The following is a 19,382-nucleotide window of genomic DNA, read 5'->3' as shown; positions in this document are numbered from 1 at the left end:
ATCACGTTCTGTATCAGGCGGTACGACCCTTTTATAATGTTAATATAACATAACGATGACATGGGAACGATGAGCTTTGAAAGTGCGCGGCGTTTGATGGGAGCCAGGGAAAAGGCCGTCACGCGAAGCAGGTTTTAGCTCCGCTAGACATCTCGCTGCCGAGCCGTCGTTCACCTGCCGAGAGGAGTCGGAATCAAAATGACCTTAAAGGCTTATTGGGAAAATCCGAACATATTGCAAGAGAATCGCGAAGAAGCACGCGCTTCCTATATTCCTTACGGAGACATGGAGAGCGCGCAATCAGGCAAACGAGGACGCTCGCCATGGTATCAAACGCTGAACGGCAGCTGGAAATTCAGTTACCGCCCGCGCGCGAAGGACGTCGAAACCGATTGGGCCGGGGAACGATACGATACATCAGGCTGGGATGACCTGCTTGTTCCTTCCTGCTGGCAGGTGCAGGGTTACGACCAGCTTCAATATACGAACGTCAATTATCCGTTCCCTTATGATCCGCCGTACGTCCCCGACGACAATCCGGCCGGCTTATACGTCAGGGAGTTTCGGATCGGGCCGGAATGGTCCGGCAAAGATACGTACGTTATGTTTGAAGGTGTAAACGCTTGCTTTTATTTATGGATTAACGGCACCTACGTGGGGTACAGCCAGGGAAGCCGCGTACCGGCGGAGTTCAACATCGCTTCGCATGTGCGGCAAGGAAGCAATAAAATCGCCGTCATGGTGCTGAAGTGGTGCGACGGCTCTTATCTGGAGGACCAGGATCAGTGGCGTTATACCGGCATTTTCCGGGACGTGTACCTGCTGGCTCGCGATAAAGCCCATGTACGCGACGTATTCTGCCGGACGGAGCTTGCGGAGGACTTGAAGTCCGCCCGGCTGAAGGTAGAGCTGGATACGACCGGTACGGCTTCCGTCTCGGTTCTGCTTACGGATCCAACCGGTCGGGAGCTGGCGAACCAGCGCGCGGACGTTGACGGGAGACACGCCTTCGATCTTCAGGTTAATTCTCCAATGCTTTGGAACGCCGAGCATCCGTACTTGTATGAGGTTTATATTTCGAGCGGGGAGGAAGTTCTGCGCTTTAAGGTCGGCTTCCGACATATCGAGATCAAAGACGGGGTATTCCGCATAAACGGACAAGATATCAAGCTCAAAGGGGTTAACCGCCACGACTCGCATCCCGAGCTCGGCCAAACGATTCCGCTTCGGCATATGATCGAGGATTTGAAGCTGATGAAGCGGCATAACATCAATACGATCCGCACATCCCATTATCCGAATGATCCGCGTTTTCTGGATCTTTGCGACGAATTCGGATTTTATGTCATCGACGAAGCGGATTTAGAGTCCCACGGCGATTTCTCGCTGCATTACGGAACCAAAGACAATCGGAGCTTTCCGAGAAATCCGGAGTGGAAAGAAGCTTTTCTGGATCGCCAAATCCGTATGGTGGAGCGGGACAAAAACCATGCCTCCGTCATCATCTGGTCGCTTGGCAACGAATCTTATTACGGGCCGAACCATGTCGCGATGGCGGAGTGGACGCATGCCCGCGATGGGTCCAGACTCGTCCATTACGAGAGCGCGGCCCATGATCCGGAGCATGAATTCGACCAAAGCTGCCTGGATATGGAGAGCCGGATGTATATGTCGGTTCCCGATTTGGAGGCTTACGCGAAGGACGACAGTAAGCAGAAGCCGATGTTTCTTTGCGAATACAGCCATGCAATGGGCAATGGCCCGGGTGATCTGAAGGACTACTGGGAGGTGATGTATGCCTATCCGAAGCTGATGGGCGGCTGCGTCTGGGAATGGGTCGATCACGGTATTCAAACGTATACCGAAGACGGAAGGCCGTTTTATGGATACGGCGGCGATTTCGGCGAAAAGCCGCATGACGGCAACTTCTGCATCGACGGCCTGGTAAGCCCGGACCGCAAGCCGAACATCGGGCTTTTGGAGCTGAAGGAAGTATACGCTCCGGTGGCGATCGAAGCGATGGATGCGGCGAAGGGGCGTTTCAGCATCAAAAACCGCTATGATTTCAGCACGCTGAGCAAGCTTGCGATCCGTTACCGCCTAAAAGCCGAAGGCACGCTGCTTCAGCAGGGAGATCTCGCCGTACCGGAGCTTGCTCCGCATGCGAGCGCGGAGGTAACGGTGGACCTGAATATTCCCGACTCGGTGGCGGCCGCCGTCGACCTGGAGTTCAGCGTAGTCTTGAACGAAGATCAGGTTTGGGCGGAAGCGGGATATGAGCTTGCATGCGTACAATTTGAAGTCAAACCGCGTACGGCGAGGGGGGCTGCGGGGCAAGGCGGCGCATTAAGCCCTGCAAGAACGGTTCAGGCTGCTGAAGAGGGACGGCTGCTCGTCCTCGAAGGTTTCGATTTTAAGCATACGTTTGATTTGAGCTTGGGTACCTTTACCGGCATCACGAAGCAGGGCGTCAGCATGCTTGCGGCTCCGGCTCATTTTGAGGTGTGGCGCGCACCGACGGACAATGACCGCAACGAAAAACATGCCTGGACGAACGCCGGACTCGACCGGGCTGTTACCAAAGTCTACGGCGTCAGCTGGGATCAGCCTGCATCAGATCGGGTAATGATCAAAGTGGACTATTCCTTAGGCGGATATTCGATCCGGAACATCCTGAAGGGGATGGCCGTTTGGACCGTTCAAGCTGACGGTTCCATTGCGCTCAAAACCGACGTCGAAGTCGCGGAAACGGTCGATTTCCTGCCGCGGTTCGGCCTGCAGCTTACGATGCCTAAAGGAAATGAGGCCGTAACCTATTATGGTCTGGGCCCACATGAAAGCTATATCGACAAGAAGATGAGCGTGAAGCGCGATGTATATCATACGAGCGTCGATCAAATGCATACGGATTACATCATGCCGCAGGAAAACGGCTCCCGCTATCATACCGAATGGGCGGCGGTAAGCAATCATCTGGGCATGGGGCTCCGCTTCACGGCTCCGGACTGCTTCTCCTTCAATGCGAGCCATTATACGCCCGGGGATCTGACGAAGGCCCGGCATAACGTCGAGCTGGTGCGTCGTGAAGAAACGATCGTGCATCTCGACTACAAAATGAGCGGTGTCGGCTCCAATTCCTGCGGGCCGCGTCTCATGGAGACGTACCAGCTAAATGAAAAGTCGTTTGCGTTCGAGGTGAAGATGCAGCCGGTGTTTGGCGAGGATGAATAGCCGGTCGGAAGATCGGCGCCCAGTGACATGGCATGCGTATATGTGTAATCAGCTGTAGAAATTGAAAAAAGGGATGCTCCGACTAAATTGGGGGCATCCCTTTTTCTCTAAATACTCACAGAATAGCCTGTATAGGTTCTGTATAGTCCTGGTTGTTACAATGATAAAAATGGAGAAATTGTAGAATTCCGTCGAGGAGTCAACCATCAAGAGCAAGGCGATTTCTCCGAAAACATGATTGGGGGACGAGAGATCGTGTCTACACGAAAAAGTAAGTTGAAATGGAAAAAGCCGGCGGCAGTATTGTTGACCTGCGTGCTAACCGTAGGCGGATTGCCCGTCGGGTGGGCTCCGCTAACGGCAAATGCGGCAGCGGAACCCGCTGTGGCCATCAAGACGTCGGATGGGACAACCAGCGTAAACTACGACAGAAATGGATCGGCCCAAAGCGTAATCATCGACAAAGATTTGTCCATCGATTACAATCAGCCTTTGGATGCGGCAACGGTTCTCATTGAAGGATTTGTACCGGGGGACGTGCTGAAATTTACGGATACCAACGAAATCAAGGGCGTCTATAACGCCAAAAACGGGATCCTTAAATTAACGGGGGCCGCGACCGCCCAGCAGTACATCGATGCGCTCAACAGCGTTCTGTTTACGCCTGCTTCAGGCAAGGTGTCGGACAGAACCATTAAGTTTTCGCTTGGCAGCGCGCTGCCGTTTGACGGGAACGGGCATTTTTATGAATATATCAAAAATGTCGTAAACGGTCAGGAAACCGCAATTACCTGGGCTAATGCAAAAGCAGCCGCTGAAAACAGGAATTACTTCGGGCGTCAAGGTTATCTCGTGACGATCACCGACCAAGAAGAAAATAACTTCGTAACGGAAAAAGCGCAAGGCCTCGGCTGGATTGGTGCGGAGGATATTCAAAGAAAAAGCGGGCAACCGCGAAATACCGGGGATTGGCGTTGGGTTACAGGCCCTGAAGGTGAAAGGGACAACAAAAACGGATTGCAATTTTATACAGGGTACTATCAAATAGCCCACAGTGCGGTTGGTTATGCCAATTGGGATGCCGGCGAGCCAAATGACACTGGCGGCAACGAATATGTTGCCCATATTTTCGGGCCGGACTCGGGTGCTAAGACCGGGAAGTGGAATGACTACGCCCCCAACAATGCAGGCGTAAAAGGCTATATTGTCGAGTACGGCGGCATGGATAACGATAACAATATCCAAATCAGCGCCACCAAAACGGTCAACTTCGTCGATGTCACCGATTTGAACCAGGAGATCAAAACCGGCGACGCTTTGAATCAAGCGGATTATGACGACAACAGCTGGAAGGATTATGAGCGTGCTTTGGAAAAAGCACAAAACATCCTGAACCAAACCAGCAAAACCCAAGCCGATGTCGATGCGGCTGCGGAAGCTTTGAAAAAGGCGCAAGACAGCCTGAAGCTCAAGCTGGAGGTCACAAAACCGGGCGGCGACACCGTTTATACGGCAAAACCTGCGTTTAGCGGCGTATCCGCTCCTGGCGCGACGGTAACGGTCGCTGTCTATGACGAAGCCGGCAACGTTGTTGGGCAACCGGTCGAGGTGACCGCCGGCCCGAACGGGGAGTGGTCCTACGTTCCCGAACCGGGATTAAAAGACGGCAAATACACCTACGAAGTCAGCGCGAAAAAGGATCAGCTCGAGACCACGACAGGACGCAAGGATTTGACCGTCAATACGGTTTTGCCCGAACTCTCCATCGATGGACCTGCCATCGAGAAAGTAACGTCCGCGCAGCCGGAAATTACAGGTTCAGCCGAACCGGGCGCCACGGTAACCGTTGCCGTCTCCGATGAGTCCGGGACTCAGATCGATGTGCAGAACGTGACTGCCGATCCAAACGGCAACTGGAGCTTTACGCCATCCAAGCCGCTGGAAAACGGAAAAAATTATAAAGTAGAAGCAGCAACCGAAAAAGACACCAAGGTGTCCAAAGCCGCAAAAGAAATTCAAGTCGACACCACGGATCATACCGCGCTTGCCGGGCTGGAGGTAAACAGCTGGGACGGAACGAAAATCCCGTTGTCTCCACCATTTAATGGCGCGACAAAATATCAGGCTTCCGTTACGAACGATGTGTATAGCGTGACGATCAACCCTGAGCTGTTTGATCCGAATTCCAAAATCGAAATCTCGCTCAACGGCGGTCCGTTCACGGAAACGGCTAATGGCACGGCAAGCGACAAGCTTCCGCTGCATGCAGGCGAGAATACGATCGTCGTTCGCGTAACGGATGCGGATAACAATGTTAAAGAATATACCATTACGATCTATAGGGAATTCAGCGGAAGCAATGGCGGCAACAACGGCAACAGCGGCAACAGCGGGAATAACGGCAATAACGGCGGCGGAAGCACGACAAGCCCAACGCCTGCACCGCCATCCGGCAATTCCGCTATTGATACGTCCGTAAACGGCAACGATACGCCGTTTGCCACGGGCAAAACGACGACAACCGATAATGGAAAGCAAACGTCGGTTCAAGTCGACTCTTCCAAACTGAACGACATTTTATCGGGCGGAAATGGGCAAAAGCTTGCCATCCAATCCCCGAACGAAGGCAATCTGAGCGTCGACGGTTTGACGGCAGCCGATGTACAAAAACTGGCCGATAAAAAAGCCAGCCTTGAAATCGGCAATCAGCTCGCCATTTATCCGGTTCCCGGCGGACAGCTGGATGTAGGCAAAATCGCCCGGCAGTTGGGCAACGCGGCAGCAGGCGATATCGCCGTGCATATCGACATTAAACGTTCCGCGGATGCCGTCATCGCAAACGCCAAAAACCAGGCGAAATCAAAAGGATACGACCTGCTGGTGGATCCGGTCGACCTGGACATGACCTTTACGCATAACGGCTCTACGGTAAGATCCGGTCAACTAAACGGATATGCCGTAAAATACATCGCGCTGCCGGAAGGCGTCGATCCGAACCGGATTACGACCGGCGTCGTCGTCAACCCTGACGGAACCGTATTCCATTTGCCGACGGTTGTGACGAAAATCGGCAACCGTTATTATGCGGAAATCCATGACCTGCGCAGCAGCGGTACTTATTCGGTCATTTGGAATCCTCAAGATTTTGATGACGTAAGAAGCCACTGGGCGCAGCGCAATGTCAACAACATTGCGGCCCGGCTTGATTTGGAAGGAAACGGCAACAACACGTTCTCGCCAAACCGCAACGTAACCCGCGCCGAATTTGCGGAGATTGTTGTTTTGGGCCTTGGACTGATGCGCCAAGAGGAGCCGAAAAATACGTTCAATGACGTGCATTCCGACGCATGGTACCGCAGCGCGATCTCCATTGCCAGCGAATTTGGCATCGTCCTCGGTTATGATGACGGCGCGTTCCGCGGCAATCAGAACATCACGAGAGAAGAAGGCATGGCGATGATTGCCCGCGGATATCAATTGATTCGCCCGGGCCATACGATCGGCGAAGCGGAGATCAACAGCCTGCTTTCGGGATACGGGGATGGATCGAAGGTAGCCAAATGGGCTAAACCTTCCGTGGCGACCTTGCTGTCCGAGGACGTGGTCCAAGGCAATGCGAAGGAACTCGGCCCCAAATCTCCAATGACGCGTGCCGAGACGGTAGCATTGATGGAGCGTTTACTGAAAGTAACGAAATTGATTGACTAGGCAATAGATTTCCAAACCGATTTTCAATCGAAACAGCCCTCGCATGTTATTGCGGGGGCTGTTTTTCGTTGGTGAACTGTTACTGAACAGTGTTAGGCTTAGGTTGTTTTCTAGAAGATTAATGGGTGACTGTACATGTCAAAGACCGCCAATCTTCCGGGAAAACACATAATGACTGTAAATTTTGAATGGAGGATCAAACGCGATGGCGATCAATCCTGCGGAATGGAAGCTGGGCACGTATTGGGACGACAAAGGAGCCGCATCCGGACGCTGCATGTTTCCGACCATGACGGCGTGAACGAACGGTTGGATTCCTGGCCGCGGGATCGTACACTGGGGTGAGCGATGCGTGCGCTCGTCGACAACCGATACAACGGTCCGTTCATGTTTGAAGTTGGCTACGTGAACCCCAAGGACGTTGTTGCAAGCTTCTCTATGCCGTTTTGGACGCCTACAACGAGGCGAATCTAAGAGGGCGATAACGAGAACCCTTGGCCGATATCCATCCAAACGTTTTATTGATTTTGCGGTATAAACTCGTACCTGTATTTTTCGAACGAGGAAGATGAGTAATACGTGTCAATTTCCTTGACTTCGCCGGGTTCGATGGTCAGTTTTTCGTAAGTTTTCCGATCCAGCTCTTTGTCCTGCTCGTCATAGGTTGTGACAATCAAGGTTCCGGTGAAACGGTATGAATCATTGTAATTTCCGGCGTAAAATTTGATTTTGAACGAATCGTCATTTTGGAACGACCCGGCAGCAAGCGCCAAACGGTCGATATCGCGCACGGAACCGCCGAGCTGCTCCATTTTATATTGATAGTGGCGCGCGACCTCCCCGCGCATTTTCATTTCCATCGATTTTTCGTTATACGTGATCGTTGCGATGGGAATCGTCGTGACGATGTACAGCAGGACGACCGCCCCGAATCCGCTGCGCAGCACCACGCGCCGTTCATACCCGCCCGCAATGAGCGCCACCCAGGCGATCACGATGAGGGCAAGGGTAATCCAATGCCACTTGGAAAAAAACATCTCCGTAAATAGCGACAGCGCCGACGCCTCCTTTCATTTTGCTTTATTTCACACTGACCCGCTTTTTTCGTTAAGGGCGTCTCCCGCGTTTTTTGCGAATCCAGTAAAGGATACCGAAGACGGGCCAGATGGCAAACGCCGTGAACACGCCGGCCGTCAACGTGGAGATATAATACTCTTCGCCGATCCCGGCATCGGTCTCCGGCATGAATGCGCCGATAAGTGCCCATCCCAGAAATAATGCGACGGCATAACGGAGAGGAACCCAGAACGTCAGGCGTTTTGCCAAAAACAGATAGATCAGTCCGCCCGCGAGCGAAACCGCAAAGCAGATGCCGAAGCCGTCCGAAGGGATATTCCCTTTAAAAGCGATTTTGAGAAAAGCATAAATGAAAGCGAACAACAGCGCAAAAATGATCAGCGTGGACCACTGCGGCTTGAATCTTTGAATCCCCGCGGGAGGCCGTTCCCCGGCTTCTTGATGGGGAGCGGTGCCGTCTGCGCCGCCGGCTTCCACCGGTCTGCTTTGTTCGATTTCGCTAACCAGCTGCTCCAGTTCTTTTTGCAAGTGGTGGTGAAAAGGAAACGGCCTCGAATTGGACTCGTCTTCAAGCAGCCGCATCTGCTCCTCTTCCGGCAAGGCGCCTGGCAGCACGGCGGTCGCCCAAATGGGGATGTCCCGGCTCTGCAGCTCTTTCAGCCACTGCTCGGCGTCGAAATATTCGTAAAAAGGAACACCCAGCACCCGCCGGTTCGTTTCATCCCGGTAAACGACGTTAACCATCGGCAAAATGTGATACGTCGGTTGCTGTTCATTGAATTTGCTTTTTCGGTAGGCATAATGGTACAGCGCGACGTAATAAGAAACGTAAATCCGTTCAATCCGGTCCAACGGGATGGTCCCTTCGCTGACTTTGGTGTCGGGATGATGGTAGATCCGGTATTCGATCCGGTCGCGGCACAGTCTGTACCGGCTGAGAAGACGGTTTTTGCGGATGGCGGACCGCAGGTAGCGGACGGAGAACCGGATAAGCCACAAGCCCGGCACCAGCAGGACGAGGAGCAAGAAGGCCCAGGATTGGAACCGGTAGGCCCAATAAAGCGGGCCGATGACAAGCGCGGCGCCGAGCGCAAGCACGAACGTCATGACCTCGAAGGTCAATATCCAATAAAAAGGTTCCATACGCCGATCGGCGCGTTCATGAATGCAATCCTGATCGGTTGACAAAATCAATCATTTCCCTCCCATGCCATGTGGTTTTCAGAATACATATGCCTATATACGGAAAAATCGGGTTCAGGTTACATGCAAAAATACGCCGAAAAAGCTAAAGTACCGCGAAAAAGAAAAAGAGCCGTCCGCAGACGGCCCTTCATACGGTACAAGGACAGAAGCCTAAAACACTCTCCGCGCGGTGACGAACCGTCTTTTCCACTGTCCGTCAAAGGCTTCCATGTGAACGCCCAATTCTTTGGAATAGGTGTGCAGGATTTGGTTATTGCCTGCGTAGATGGCCACATGGCCGATCGGAAGGTTGCGGGCGGAGAAAAAGAGCAGATCCCCTTTGCGCAGCTGATCCAAAGGCACTTCTTTGCCGACCTTGGCCTGTTCATACGACACGCGCGGCAGATCGATCGAAAGCGTATCCTGGAACACGCGTTTGACGAAGGAGGAGCAATCGAACGTTTTCGTCTGATCCGGTGAAGCCCCGAAAACATACGGCGCGCCCCAAAAGGTTTTGCCGTAAGCGATCAGCGCGTCCCCCTGCAGTTCGGCGAGGCTTGGGCTCGTGTAATCGGTGTATTTCGGTTTGGCGGATATGTATCCGATGCGGTTGTCCGGCGTTTGCACCTTCAGCCACGAGGCATTGACCTCCTGAAGGACATGAACCTTTGTTCCGGCGTTCAGCACGGAAAGCGAAGCGCCTTTATCGACGTCGGGCTTGTCCCGCAGATTTACTCCCCACAAAATGGACGTTTCGGCGTCGATCGCCGAGGCGATGCGGACCGTCCGCGCGTTTTGGTCCCATTTGACGGTGCTTCCGAACGCCTCGCTGACAAAACGCAGCGGGATCAAGGTATACCCGTCCGCAATTTGTCCGGGAACCGCGACGGATAAAGTTTTACCGTTTAAGGAAGCGGCATGTTCGCCAATGCGGTACACCAGCGTCATATTCCCTTTTTGGGCCGTGACCGTTTTGGTGGCGTTATCCCAGGTTAATTTGGCGCCTTCCGCCTCAAACAGCCCGCGCATCGGAACGAGCAAGGTACCGTTTACGTTGTAAGGCTCCACTTCAGGCTGAAGCTGGCGCCCGTCCAGAAAAATCGATACCGGCTTGGCTTCTTCCTGAACCTGCGCCGCATTTGCCGCATGCGTCGGGGCGGCGTGCAGGAGCGAGGCCGTTAATAGGGAAAGAAGCAACGCTTTGCTTTTTGACATACTTTCATCTCCTTGTTGACTGATGTTAAGAGTTCCCAACATTTCTCTTCGTATAGTTGGACGACGTCATGCTGAATTGGTTTTGTACCAAATGATGGGAGAGGGGATGGCAAGGCTCGGTCTTGGCACGGAACCTTTGCGGGCCCATTGCGATGACATTTGCGGATTATCATAGAAGATTCGTTTATGACGCTGACTTTGCAGCGAAGGGAAGGGCTGCATCCAACCGAGCGCGAGGAAGCTGAGCCATCATAATATATAGAATAAAATCCGATGCTTGAAAAACTCCGCCAAATAGTTCAATATGAAGATATCAATTATTAAAATACACATGTTTAAGCTGCCTGGCGGCGAAACATATATGGATAAGGGAGGGGCTGCCCATGGAGATCGGAATCAGTACTTTTGCGGAAACGACGCCGGATGTTCGCACCGGCAAGGTGCTCAGCCATGCCGAGCGCATTCGGGAGGTCGTGGAGGAAATCATTTTTGCGGATCAGGTGGGGCTTGACGTCTTTGGCGTCGGAGAGCATCATCGGAAGGACTACGCCGTTTCTTCGCCGGCGATGGTGCTTGCGGCGGCGGCGCCGCAGACGAAGCGGATTCGGCTGACGAGTGCGGTGACGGTGCTGTCATCCGCGGATCCGGTTCGGGTGTTCCAGGACTTCGCCACGCTGGACGGCATTTCGAATGGACGGGCCGAAATCATGGCAGGCAGAGGGTCTTTTATCGAATCGTTCCCGCTATTTGGTTATGATCTGAACGATTACGACGAGTTGTTCGATGAAAAATTGGAGCTGCTGCTTAAGATCAGGGCTTCGGAGAAGGTGACCTGGAAGGGCGGACACCGGCCGGCAATCCAGGATCGCGGCGTCTATCCGCGGCCTGTTCAGGATCCGCTTCCGGTTTGGATCGGGAGCGGCGGCAACCAGGAGTCGGTCGTGCGGGCGGGGCTTCTGGGGCTGCCGCTCGTATTGGCGATTATCGGCGGCAGACCGACGCAGTTTGCGCCGCTGGTACAGCTTTACAAAAGAGCGGCCGCTCATGCGGGACATGACGTTTCGAAGCTGCCCGTCGCCTCCCATTCGCATGGTTTCGTCGCGGAGGATACGGAGCTTGCTGCGGATAAATTTTTCCCCTCCACGCAATACAGCATGAATATTCTCGCCCGGGAGCGGGGCTGGGGCCCTTATGACCGCAGCAGCTTCGATATGGCGCGCAGCTTCGAGGGGGCGCTGTATGTCGGCGATCCGGAGACGGTGGCCCGGAAAATCATCCACCTCCGCAAACGGGTGGGCGTTACCCGCTTTTTCCTGCACGTGCCTGTAGGCAGCATGCCGCATGAGGACGTGATGAAAGCCATTGAGCTGCTCGGAACGAAGGTCGCGCCGATCGTGCGCGAGGAAGTAGCGAAATGGGAAGCGGCGGGCGAACCGCAGGAATAGAATCGGAGAGAGGGGCATGATGCCTCTCTTTTTTCATTTGGTCTTAATTCAGTCGGCAAGTCATTATATGAAATTTTTACCATTGTCAATTTCTTCATATCGGCGTAAAATGATGCCTAATACTCTTACGTTGACATGACATGGGAAGTGAGGTTAGGCCATGAACGCCGTAGCAAAAGTAAGCCGTTTTGTCGGAGGAACGTTTTCCGTCTGGGTCATTTTGTTCGCTTGTTTCGGTTTTTTTATGCCGGAGGTCTTTACCCCTTTAAAGGGGTACGTATCTCTTTTTCTCGGCATCGTGATGTTCGGCATGGGGCTCACGTTGTCTTCCGCCGACTTCCGTGAAGTATTCCGCCGTCCGCTTGAAGTGCTGATTGGCGTCGTCGGCCATTTTATTATCATGCCGCTGCTTGCTTACGTGCTGGCGCTGGTGCTGAATTTGCCGCCGGACATCGCCGTGGGCGTCATTCTCGTCGGCTGCTGCCCGAGCGGCACGGCGTCAAACGTGATGACGCTGCTCGCGAAAGGCGACGTCGCGCTGGGCGTATCGATCGCGTCCGTGTCGACGCTGGTCGCTCCGCTGGCCACGCCGGCTTTGATCAGCTTGCTGGCGGGTCGCTGGATGCCGATTGACGCCGGCGCGCTGATCAAGGATATTTTGACGGTTGTGATCTTGCCGATCATTCTCGGCGTCATCGTCAAGGCTTTGTTTAAAAAACAGGCCGAAGCAAGCGCCCAAGCCCTTCCGCTCGTATCCACGCTGGCGATCGTGCTCATTGTGGCGATTGTCGTCAGCGGCAGCAGAACGAAAATTATCGAGAGCGGGCTGCTGATTTTTGCCGTCGTTATCCTGCACAACTTGCTGGGTTATGCGCTGGGTTATTTGTTCGCCAAGCTGTTCCGAATGAACCTAAGCAAACGCAAAGCGGTATTGTTCGAAACCGGCATGCAAAACTCCGGGCTCGGGGCGACGCTCGCTTCGGCGCATTTCAGTCCGGTAGCGGCCGTTCCAAGCGCGATCTTCAGCGTCTGGCACAACATTTCCGGTTCGCTGCTGGCCACTTGGTTCGCCCGGCGCGCCGATAAAGTTCCGGATTCGAAAGCAAGTCTGACAGAATAACGCGGTTCACGGCAAAAGGCCATCCCTCGAAGGGGTGGCCTTATCTGTCTGGTCTTCAGGCAACCGTGTCGGCCCTTGTCCACATGCCTTTTGACCATCTCGCCGAGGGAGTTGACAATAAGGATCTTGCGTGGTATATTTATCTCGAATTAAAGATTCTTTATTAAGAGTTATCGGCGTCGATTCACATAATTTAAATACCCCGATTGGGAAAATTAATTTTAAGGAGGAGTTTCACATGAATGGATTAAAAGGAATTCACCACGTCACGGCAATCACGAGCAGCGCTGAAAAAAACTATCAATTTTTCACCTATGTGCTGGGTATGCGTTTGGTGAAGAAAACCGTCAATCAAGACGACATTCAAACGTACCACCTGTTTTTTGCCGACGATAAAGGAAGCGCGGGCACGGATATGACGTTTTTCGATTTTCCGGGCATTCCGAAAGGGGTTCACGGCACGAATGAAATCTCCAAGACTTCGTTTCGGGTGCCCAGCGATGCGGCTCTGGACTATTGGGTAAAACGGTTCGACCGCTTGGACGTCAAGCATTTCGGCATTCAAGGGATGTTCGGGAAAAAGACGCTGTCTTTCGTAGACTTTGACGATCAGCAGTATCAGCTCATCTCCGATGAAAACAACAAGGGCGTACCGTCCGGGACGCCATGGCAAAAAGGACCGATTCCGCTGGAATACGCGATTACGGGTCTTGGCCCGATTTTTGTACGAATCGCAAACTTCGAATATTTCAAAGAAATGCTGGAGAAAGTGATGGAATTCAAGGAAATTGCGAAAGAGGGCTCCTTCCACCTGTTTGAGGTAGGCGAAGGCGGCAACGGGGCGCAGGTCGTCGTCGAATACAATGCCGTGCTGCCGCCGTCCCGCCAAGGCTTCGGCACCGTTCACCATGCGGCTTTCCGCGTCGAGGACCGCACCGTGCTGGAGCACTGGATCAAACGTATGGAACAGTTCGGATTTTCGACTTCCGGTTATGTGAACCGCCACTTCTTCGAATCGCTGTACGCGCGGGTGGCGCCGCAAATTTTGTTCGAGTTGGCGACCGACGGTCCGGGCTTCATGGGCGACGAGCCGTATGAAACGCTTGGCGAAAAGCTGTCGCTGCCTCCGTTCCTCGAGCCGAAACGCGAACAAATCGAGAAGCTGGTTCGTCCGATCGACACTGTACGCAGCACGATTGAATTTACGAAAGAATAATCAACCCCGTGAAGAGGAGTGCATGATCTGATGCGCTTCTCTTTCTTTATGTGTTTTTGCAAGGGTTGCCTGCCAAGACGTCATCTTTCATTATAAATAAACTTTCCCGGGAGAAACGCTCGTTCATCGTTTACAATCCTTCCTAGGAAAACCTGGGGAGGGCTGCGTGGTGAACAAAAAACAAGAACCGAAGGTCGGGCTGGTTTCCGATCTGGTCCGCCAATATTTGCGAACGACTGACTTTCGCATCGAGAGGGAACGGTCGGGCGTCTCCACTTACGTATACCGAATCAACGCTAATGACGAAGTTTTTTATCTGCGGATTCTTCCGGAGCAGGACATGAGCTTTGCCCCCGAGGTATACGTCCATCAACTGCTTCGAAAAAAAGGCGTGCAGGTTCCGGAAGTGCTTCATTTCGAGCCTGTTCATGAGGAGCTGGGCCTGTCCGTGATGCTGGTGCGGGAAATCCCCGGGGCGCATGCCGGACGGGTAACGTCTCAAGAATCATACGAACGGGTCATGTTGGATGCCGGCAGCCAGATTGCCTTAGTGCATGGGATACCGGTAGAGGGTTTTGGCTGGATCAGGAGAGGGCGGGAGGAAGACAAGTCGGTATTGCGGGGGGAGAATCGTTCTGCGGATGAACAGCTGCTGGAATTTTTGGAGGACGACGTGCAATTTTTATCGGAAAAGCTAATCAACAAAGAGGAGGCTTCCATCATTCGCAGGATCATGGAACGCGGGCTTCCGCTGATGAGCAGATATGAACCGCGGCTCGTTCATGGGGATTTCGACGATTCGCATATTTTCCAGGACAATGGTACCTACACGGGCATCATCGATTTTGGCGAGATTCAGGGAAGCAGCCCTTTATACGATCTGGGGCATTTCAAACTTCATGACGGTCAGCGTTATAAAGGATTTCCGGCCTTAGTCGAAGGATACCAAAGCGTCGTTCCCCTTACGGCATGGGATCAGCTGGAGATCGATCTTTGGGCGGTATGGATCGGCGTGAGGAGGTTGGGGATCGTTGCCCGGCGTTCGCCGGATGCCGATTATGTGCACCAATTGCTGAACCGCGTCCGGGAAGTGTTTGGCGTCGTCTCCAGGCAGTTATGATGCAGGTCGGCTTGCAAGCGATCGCGGTACGGCATCAAATACCTGAATAAGCCCGTCCGGATATGTTGGCTTTGCCGATAAAAGTCGGCGAGGCTTTTTTTCTTATAAAACCACCCAATTTCGACACGAAACTTCGACAAAATTCGAAAATTTGTTATAGCATTTTTTACAGTTTAACACTAAAATAAAGTTAGTAGAGATTTTAGTCAGTTAAAAGACTAAATTGGGAAAAACATGTAGGCATCGGGTAAGGATTGTAATTCCTAGTAATCCGATATACAATTGAAAGCAGTCTACAGAGAGTGGGGGATAAACATCATGCGCAAATATTTTTCGGGGGTCATTATTTTAGCCTTATTGACCATGCTGGTCACGGCATGCTCCGGGGACGCCGGCAATTCGGCAGCGCCTACGGACGCTTCGTCTTCCGGCGCATCGCAAACATCCGGCGACCAGCCTAAAGACGGAGGCAATCTGATTATCGGGGTACAGGCCGATCCGGTCATTTTGAACCCGAACTATGCAGGGGACCGCGTCAGCCTGACGATTGACCAAGCCCTTTTTGCACCTCTTTTCCAAGTCAACAACGGCAAAAAGACTTTTTATCTCGCCGACAGCCTGGAGCCGTCCGCAGATAACCTGACATATACACTGAAGCTCAAAAGCGGCCTGACTTGGCATGACGGAGAGAAATTGACGGCGGACGACGTGGTGTTCACCATCGACAAAATTCTCGATCCGAAGCAAAACAGCATGCTCCGAAGCAACTTTATCATTAACGGCAAACCGATCAAGGCGGTAAAAGTCGACGACACGACGGTCGAATTCAAGCTGCCGCAGGTCAGCCCGGCGTTTGAAGCGACGCTTGTACAGGTGACGCCGATTCCGAAGCATATTTTCGAGCATGAAGCGGATATCGAAAAGAGCCCTAAAAACAATGCGCCGATCGGCTCCGGCCCGTTTAAGTTCAAGGAATACAAAACAGGCGAATACGTGACGCTGGAGCGTTTCGACAACTACTTCGGCGGCAAGCCGCACCTGGATACGATCACGTACCGCATTTCCAAGGACGCCAACGCGTCGAACCTCGCCCTGCAAAACGGCGAAATCAACATCAAATACGTTGACCCGCAGGATGCGGCGACGATCGAGGCGACAGGCAATTTCGAAATGAAGAACTACAGCGAAGGCCGTCTGGCTTACATGCTGTTTAACGAAAATAGCGACACGGGCCTGATGAAGAACAAAGAAGTGAGAGAAGGCTTATCTTACGCTTTGAACCGCGAAGAGCTGATTCAAGTGGCCTACACTTCGCCCGATTACGCCGATCCGGCCAAATCCTTCGTGACCCCGGACGGCCTGTATCACGACAACAACGTAACGACGTACGACAACGACGTGGAAAAAGCGAAAGAACTGCTGCAGAAAAACGGCGTCGTCGGCAAAACGCTGCGCTTCATCGTGACAAGCGGCAACAAGGCGCAGGAAGCGATCGCGCTTTACGTACAGCAAAAGCTGAAAGACGTCGGAGTCAACGTGGAAATCCAATCGATGGATGCATCGGCGTTCAGCGACAAGTTTACGAATCCGGAAACCAGCGATTATGAACTGACCGTCGGCGGTTATATCATGGGCTTCGATCCTGACGCCTACAGCATTTTGTACACGACGGGAAGCGACTCCAACTATGCGCATTACTCGAACCCGGAAGTAGACAAGCTCTTCCAGGAAGGCGCCGGCGAAGCCGACACCACCAAACGCGGAGAGATCTACAAGAAGCTGCAGGAAACGATTGCGGCCGATGCGGTGATCTACCCGATTGCCTATACGAAAACGATCGTGGCCGTGGATAAAAAATTCGGCGGCCTGGACGAAGCCGTGCTGAAGCCGGTCGTGATCTTCGAAGATCCGTCCAAGCTGTACCAGAAATAAGGTTTCACTCGAATCCGGGCCGTCAAGCCCGGGAAGATAGACGACAATGAGGGCCGGTCATCCGGCATCGGACTCGGCGGGAGAACCCGCCTTCCGGTGCCGGAACCAGCTTTATTTTTTTCAACTGCCGTCAGAATCAATTTCATAATGGATTAAACATGCGATAACGAAACGATATATAGACAAATAGAACCGTTTTGCTCTATCTATCGTATTGATTAAAGCTGCTAACGGTATGATGAAATCGATTCTCCAGTAGGCATATTTCAAATCAGGATGTTAAGCTAGGGGACTAAAAGCATGAAAAGACTGATCGTCAGAAGATTGTTGCAAACCGTGCCGATGCTGTTTTTTGTGTCGATCGTCTGCTTCATTTTGGTGAAAGCGGCGCCCGGGGACCCCGTGCGTTCTTTTGTTACACCGAATATGCATGCGGCGGACATTGAACGCGTCAGGCATAATCTCGGCTTGGACAAGCCTGCATACATTCAATATTTCATATGGCTCAAAAATTGTTTGACGGGGAATTTCGGCTATTCGCTCGTGAACCATAAACCGGTGCTGGGGCAGATTTTGGAGCGCTTGCCCGCAACGGCCGGACTCATGGGATCGGCGATTGCGCTGGCCGTCATTTTGGCGATCCCGCTCGGTTTGGTCGCGGGAGCCAACCGCAACCGCTGGGTGGACAAGCTGGTCAACATGGTCGCGTACATCGGCATTTCGCTTCCTCTTTTTTGGGTGGCGATTTTGCTGATGTACTTTTTCTCCATTAAAATGCACTGGCTGCCAAGCATGGGGATGCGCACGATCGGCATGAATTCCGCGCTTGACGTCATCAGGCACGGCATATTGCCTTGTACGGTGCTGGCGATCGGCTTTTTAACGGTCTATGTACGGTATATCCGTTCCAGCACGATCAGCCAGTTGAAAGAAGACTATGTGCAAATCCAATACGCTTTCGGTTCGGCCAAACGGATCATTTTGTTCCGGCATGTGCTGAAACACGTCGTGCTGCCGGTCATTACGCTGGTCGGCATGTCTTTGGGCGATCTGGTTGCCGGGGCGATCGTTACCGAAACGGTATTTTCGTGGCCGGGCATCGGCTCACTTGGCATGACGGCCGTCAAGGGCATGGATTACCCGATCATTATGGGCATTACGCTGTTTTCGTCGGTTCTCTTGATCCTGGGTAATTTACTCGCGGATATTTTATACGGCATCGTCGATCCGAGAATTAAAACAACATCGAGGTGATCTCATGAAACGGAGTAAATGGATAAATGTTGCCCGTGAGCTTAAAGGAAACAAGCTGGGGATCGCCGCCGTCATTCTATTATTCATCATCGCGCTGGCCGCGATCTTTGCGTTTCTGTCCTCCAAGGATCCGAACCAGATCAATGCGCTGGAGCGGCTCAAGCCGCCAAGCAAGGCGCATTGGTTCGGCACCGACGATTACGGGCGGGATACGTTCACGAGGGCGCTTTACGGCGGCAGAGTTTCGCTGTCCGTCGGTTTTCTGTCCATGATTTTTGCAACGGTCATCGGCGTAACGGTCGGTATTATCAGCGGATATTTCGGCGGATGGCTTGACAGCCTGCTGATGCGTTTGCTCGATATCGTTATGTCGATTCCGTCTTTCCTGATCCTGCTGCTGCTCAGCGTGTATTTAAAACCGAGCGTAGGCAACATCATCGTCATCATTTCACTGCTGATGTGGATGAGCATCGCCCGGGTCGTCCGGGCGGAGACGATGGCGCTGAAGGAGAGGGAATATGTCCTGTACGCCAAGGCGTCGGGCCAGAGTGCATTCGGGATCATTTGGAAGCATATTTTGCCCGGACTTTTATCGGTCATCATCGTCAGCGCCACCAACAACATCGCTTCGGCGATCATGATGGAGTCGTCCCTTAGCTTTTTGGGCTTTGGCGTACAGGCGCCGGATGCGACATGGGGCAGCATGCTGAACGGGGCGCAGGGTTACGTGGTCAACGCGCCGTATATGGCGCTGTTCCCGGGCTTGCTTATTTTTGTGACCGTGCTTTGCTTCAATATTCTTGGCGATATTCTGCGGATCGGTCTCGAACCGAAGCTTGGCAAAAGATAAACCGCCGGCGTAAGGCGATGAAGGAGTGA

Annotated in this window: 12 protein-coding genes; 9 read left to right on the top strand and 3 right to left on the bottom strand. The window is 52.9% G+C overall.

Annotated elements, in window-relative coordinates:
• The first annotated feature begins 198 nt into the window (after positions 1–198).
• The gene (locus tag GQY55_RS16325) at positions 199–3,231 is read left to right on the top strand and encodes a glycoside hydrolase family 2 TIM barrel-domain containing protein (RefSeq protein ID WP_160042939.1); all 3,033 of its coding nucleotides are present in this window, start codon (positions 199–201) and stop codon (positions 3,229–3,231) included.
• A gap of 255 nt (positions 3,232–3,486) precedes the next feature.
• Positions 3,487–6,939, top strand: coding sequence for an S-layer homology domain-containing protein (locus GQY55_RS16320; protein ID WP_160042938.1), 3,453 nt, complete (start codon positions 3,487–3,489; stop codon positions 6,937–6,939).
• A 518-nt stretch (positions 6,940–7,457) separates the two neighbouring features.
• Here the strand turns inward: GQY55_RS16320 and GQY55_RS31450 are convergent.
• The 3 genes from GQY55_RS31450 to GQY55_RS16305 form a co-directional block, all read right to left on the bottom strand.
• Complete coding sequence (locus GQY55_RS31450; RefSeq protein WP_236575657.1) at positions 7,458–7,976, bottom strand: hypothetical protein; 519 nt, start codon at positions 7,974–7,976, stop codon at positions 7,458–7,460.
• A 70-nt stretch (positions 7,977–8,046) separates the two neighbouring features.
• Entirely contained in the window at positions 8,047–9,210 is a 1,164-nt protein-coding gene (locus tag GQY55_RS16310; RefSeq protein WP_160042937.1) for a hypothetical protein, read from the bottom strand.
• Between the two features lie 162 nt (positions 9,211–9,372).
• Entirely contained in the window at positions 9,373–10,416 is a 1,044-nt protein-coding gene (locus GQY55_RS16305) for a C40 family peptidase (RefSeq protein ID WP_160042936.1), read from the bottom strand.
• Positions 10,417–10,799: 383 nt separating this feature from the next.
• Between GQY55_RS16305 and GQY55_RS16300 the strand changes: the two genes are divergently transcribed.
• From GQY55_RS16300 to GQY55_RS16270, 7 genes are all read left to right on the top strand, one after another.
• Positions 10,800–11,861 carry an LLM class flavin-dependent oxidoreductase gene (locus GQY55_RS16300; protein ID WP_160042935.1) on the top strand — a complete coding sequence of 354 codons (1,062 nt, stop codon included), beginning with the start codon at positions 10,800–10,802 and terminating at the stop codon, positions 11,859–11,861.
• A gap of 160 nt (positions 11,862–12,021) precedes the next feature.
• Positions 12,022–12,981, top strand: a complete 960-nt coding sequence (locus GQY55_RS16295; protein ID WP_160042934.1) for a bile acid:sodium symporter family protein — start codon at positions 12,022–12,024, stop codon at positions 12,979–12,981.
• A 238-nt stretch (positions 12,982–13,219) separates the two neighbouring features.
• Positions 13,220–14,197, top strand: a complete 978-nt coding sequence (locus GQY55_RS16290) for a ring-cleaving dioxygenase (protein ID WP_160042933.1) — start codon at positions 13,220–13,222, stop codon at positions 14,195–14,197.
• Positions 14,198–14,366: 169 nt separating this feature from the next.
• Complete coding sequence (locus GQY55_RS16285; protein ID WP_160042932.1) at positions 14,367–15,317, top strand: aminoglycoside phosphotransferase family protein; 951 nt, start codon at positions 14,367–14,369, stop codon at positions 15,315–15,317.
• A gap of 318 nt (positions 15,318–15,635) precedes the next feature.
• Complete coding sequence (locus tag GQY55_RS16280) at positions 15,636–17,249, top strand: ABC transporter substrate-binding protein (RefSeq protein WP_160042931.1); 1,614 nt, start codon at positions 15,636–15,638, stop codon at positions 17,247–17,249.
• Positions 17,250–17,549: 300 nt separating this feature from the next.
• A complete protein-coding gene (locus GQY55_RS16275; RefSeq protein WP_160042930.1) occupies positions 17,550–18,503 on the top strand; it encodes an ABC transporter permease in 954 nt (317 codons plus the stop codon).
• 4 nt (positions 18,504–18,507) lie between these two features.
• On the top strand, positions 18,508–19,353 hold the full coding sequence (locus tag GQY55_RS16270) for an ABC transporter permease (RefSeq protein ID WP_160042929.1): 846 nt from the start codon (positions 18,508–18,510) through the stop codon (positions 19,351–19,353).
• The last annotated feature ends 29 nt before the right edge of the window (positions 19,354–19,382 follow it).

The sequence above is a fragment of the Paenibacillus sp. USDA918EY genome (genome assembly GCF_009870825.1).
GTDB lineage: Bacteria > Bacillota > Bacilli > Paenibacillales > Paenibacillaceae > Paenibacillus_AQ > Paenibacillus_AQ albilobatus.
The sequence above is the reverse complement of the archived record's forward strand: the minus strand, read 5'-3'. Positions and strand labels throughout refer to the sequence as shown.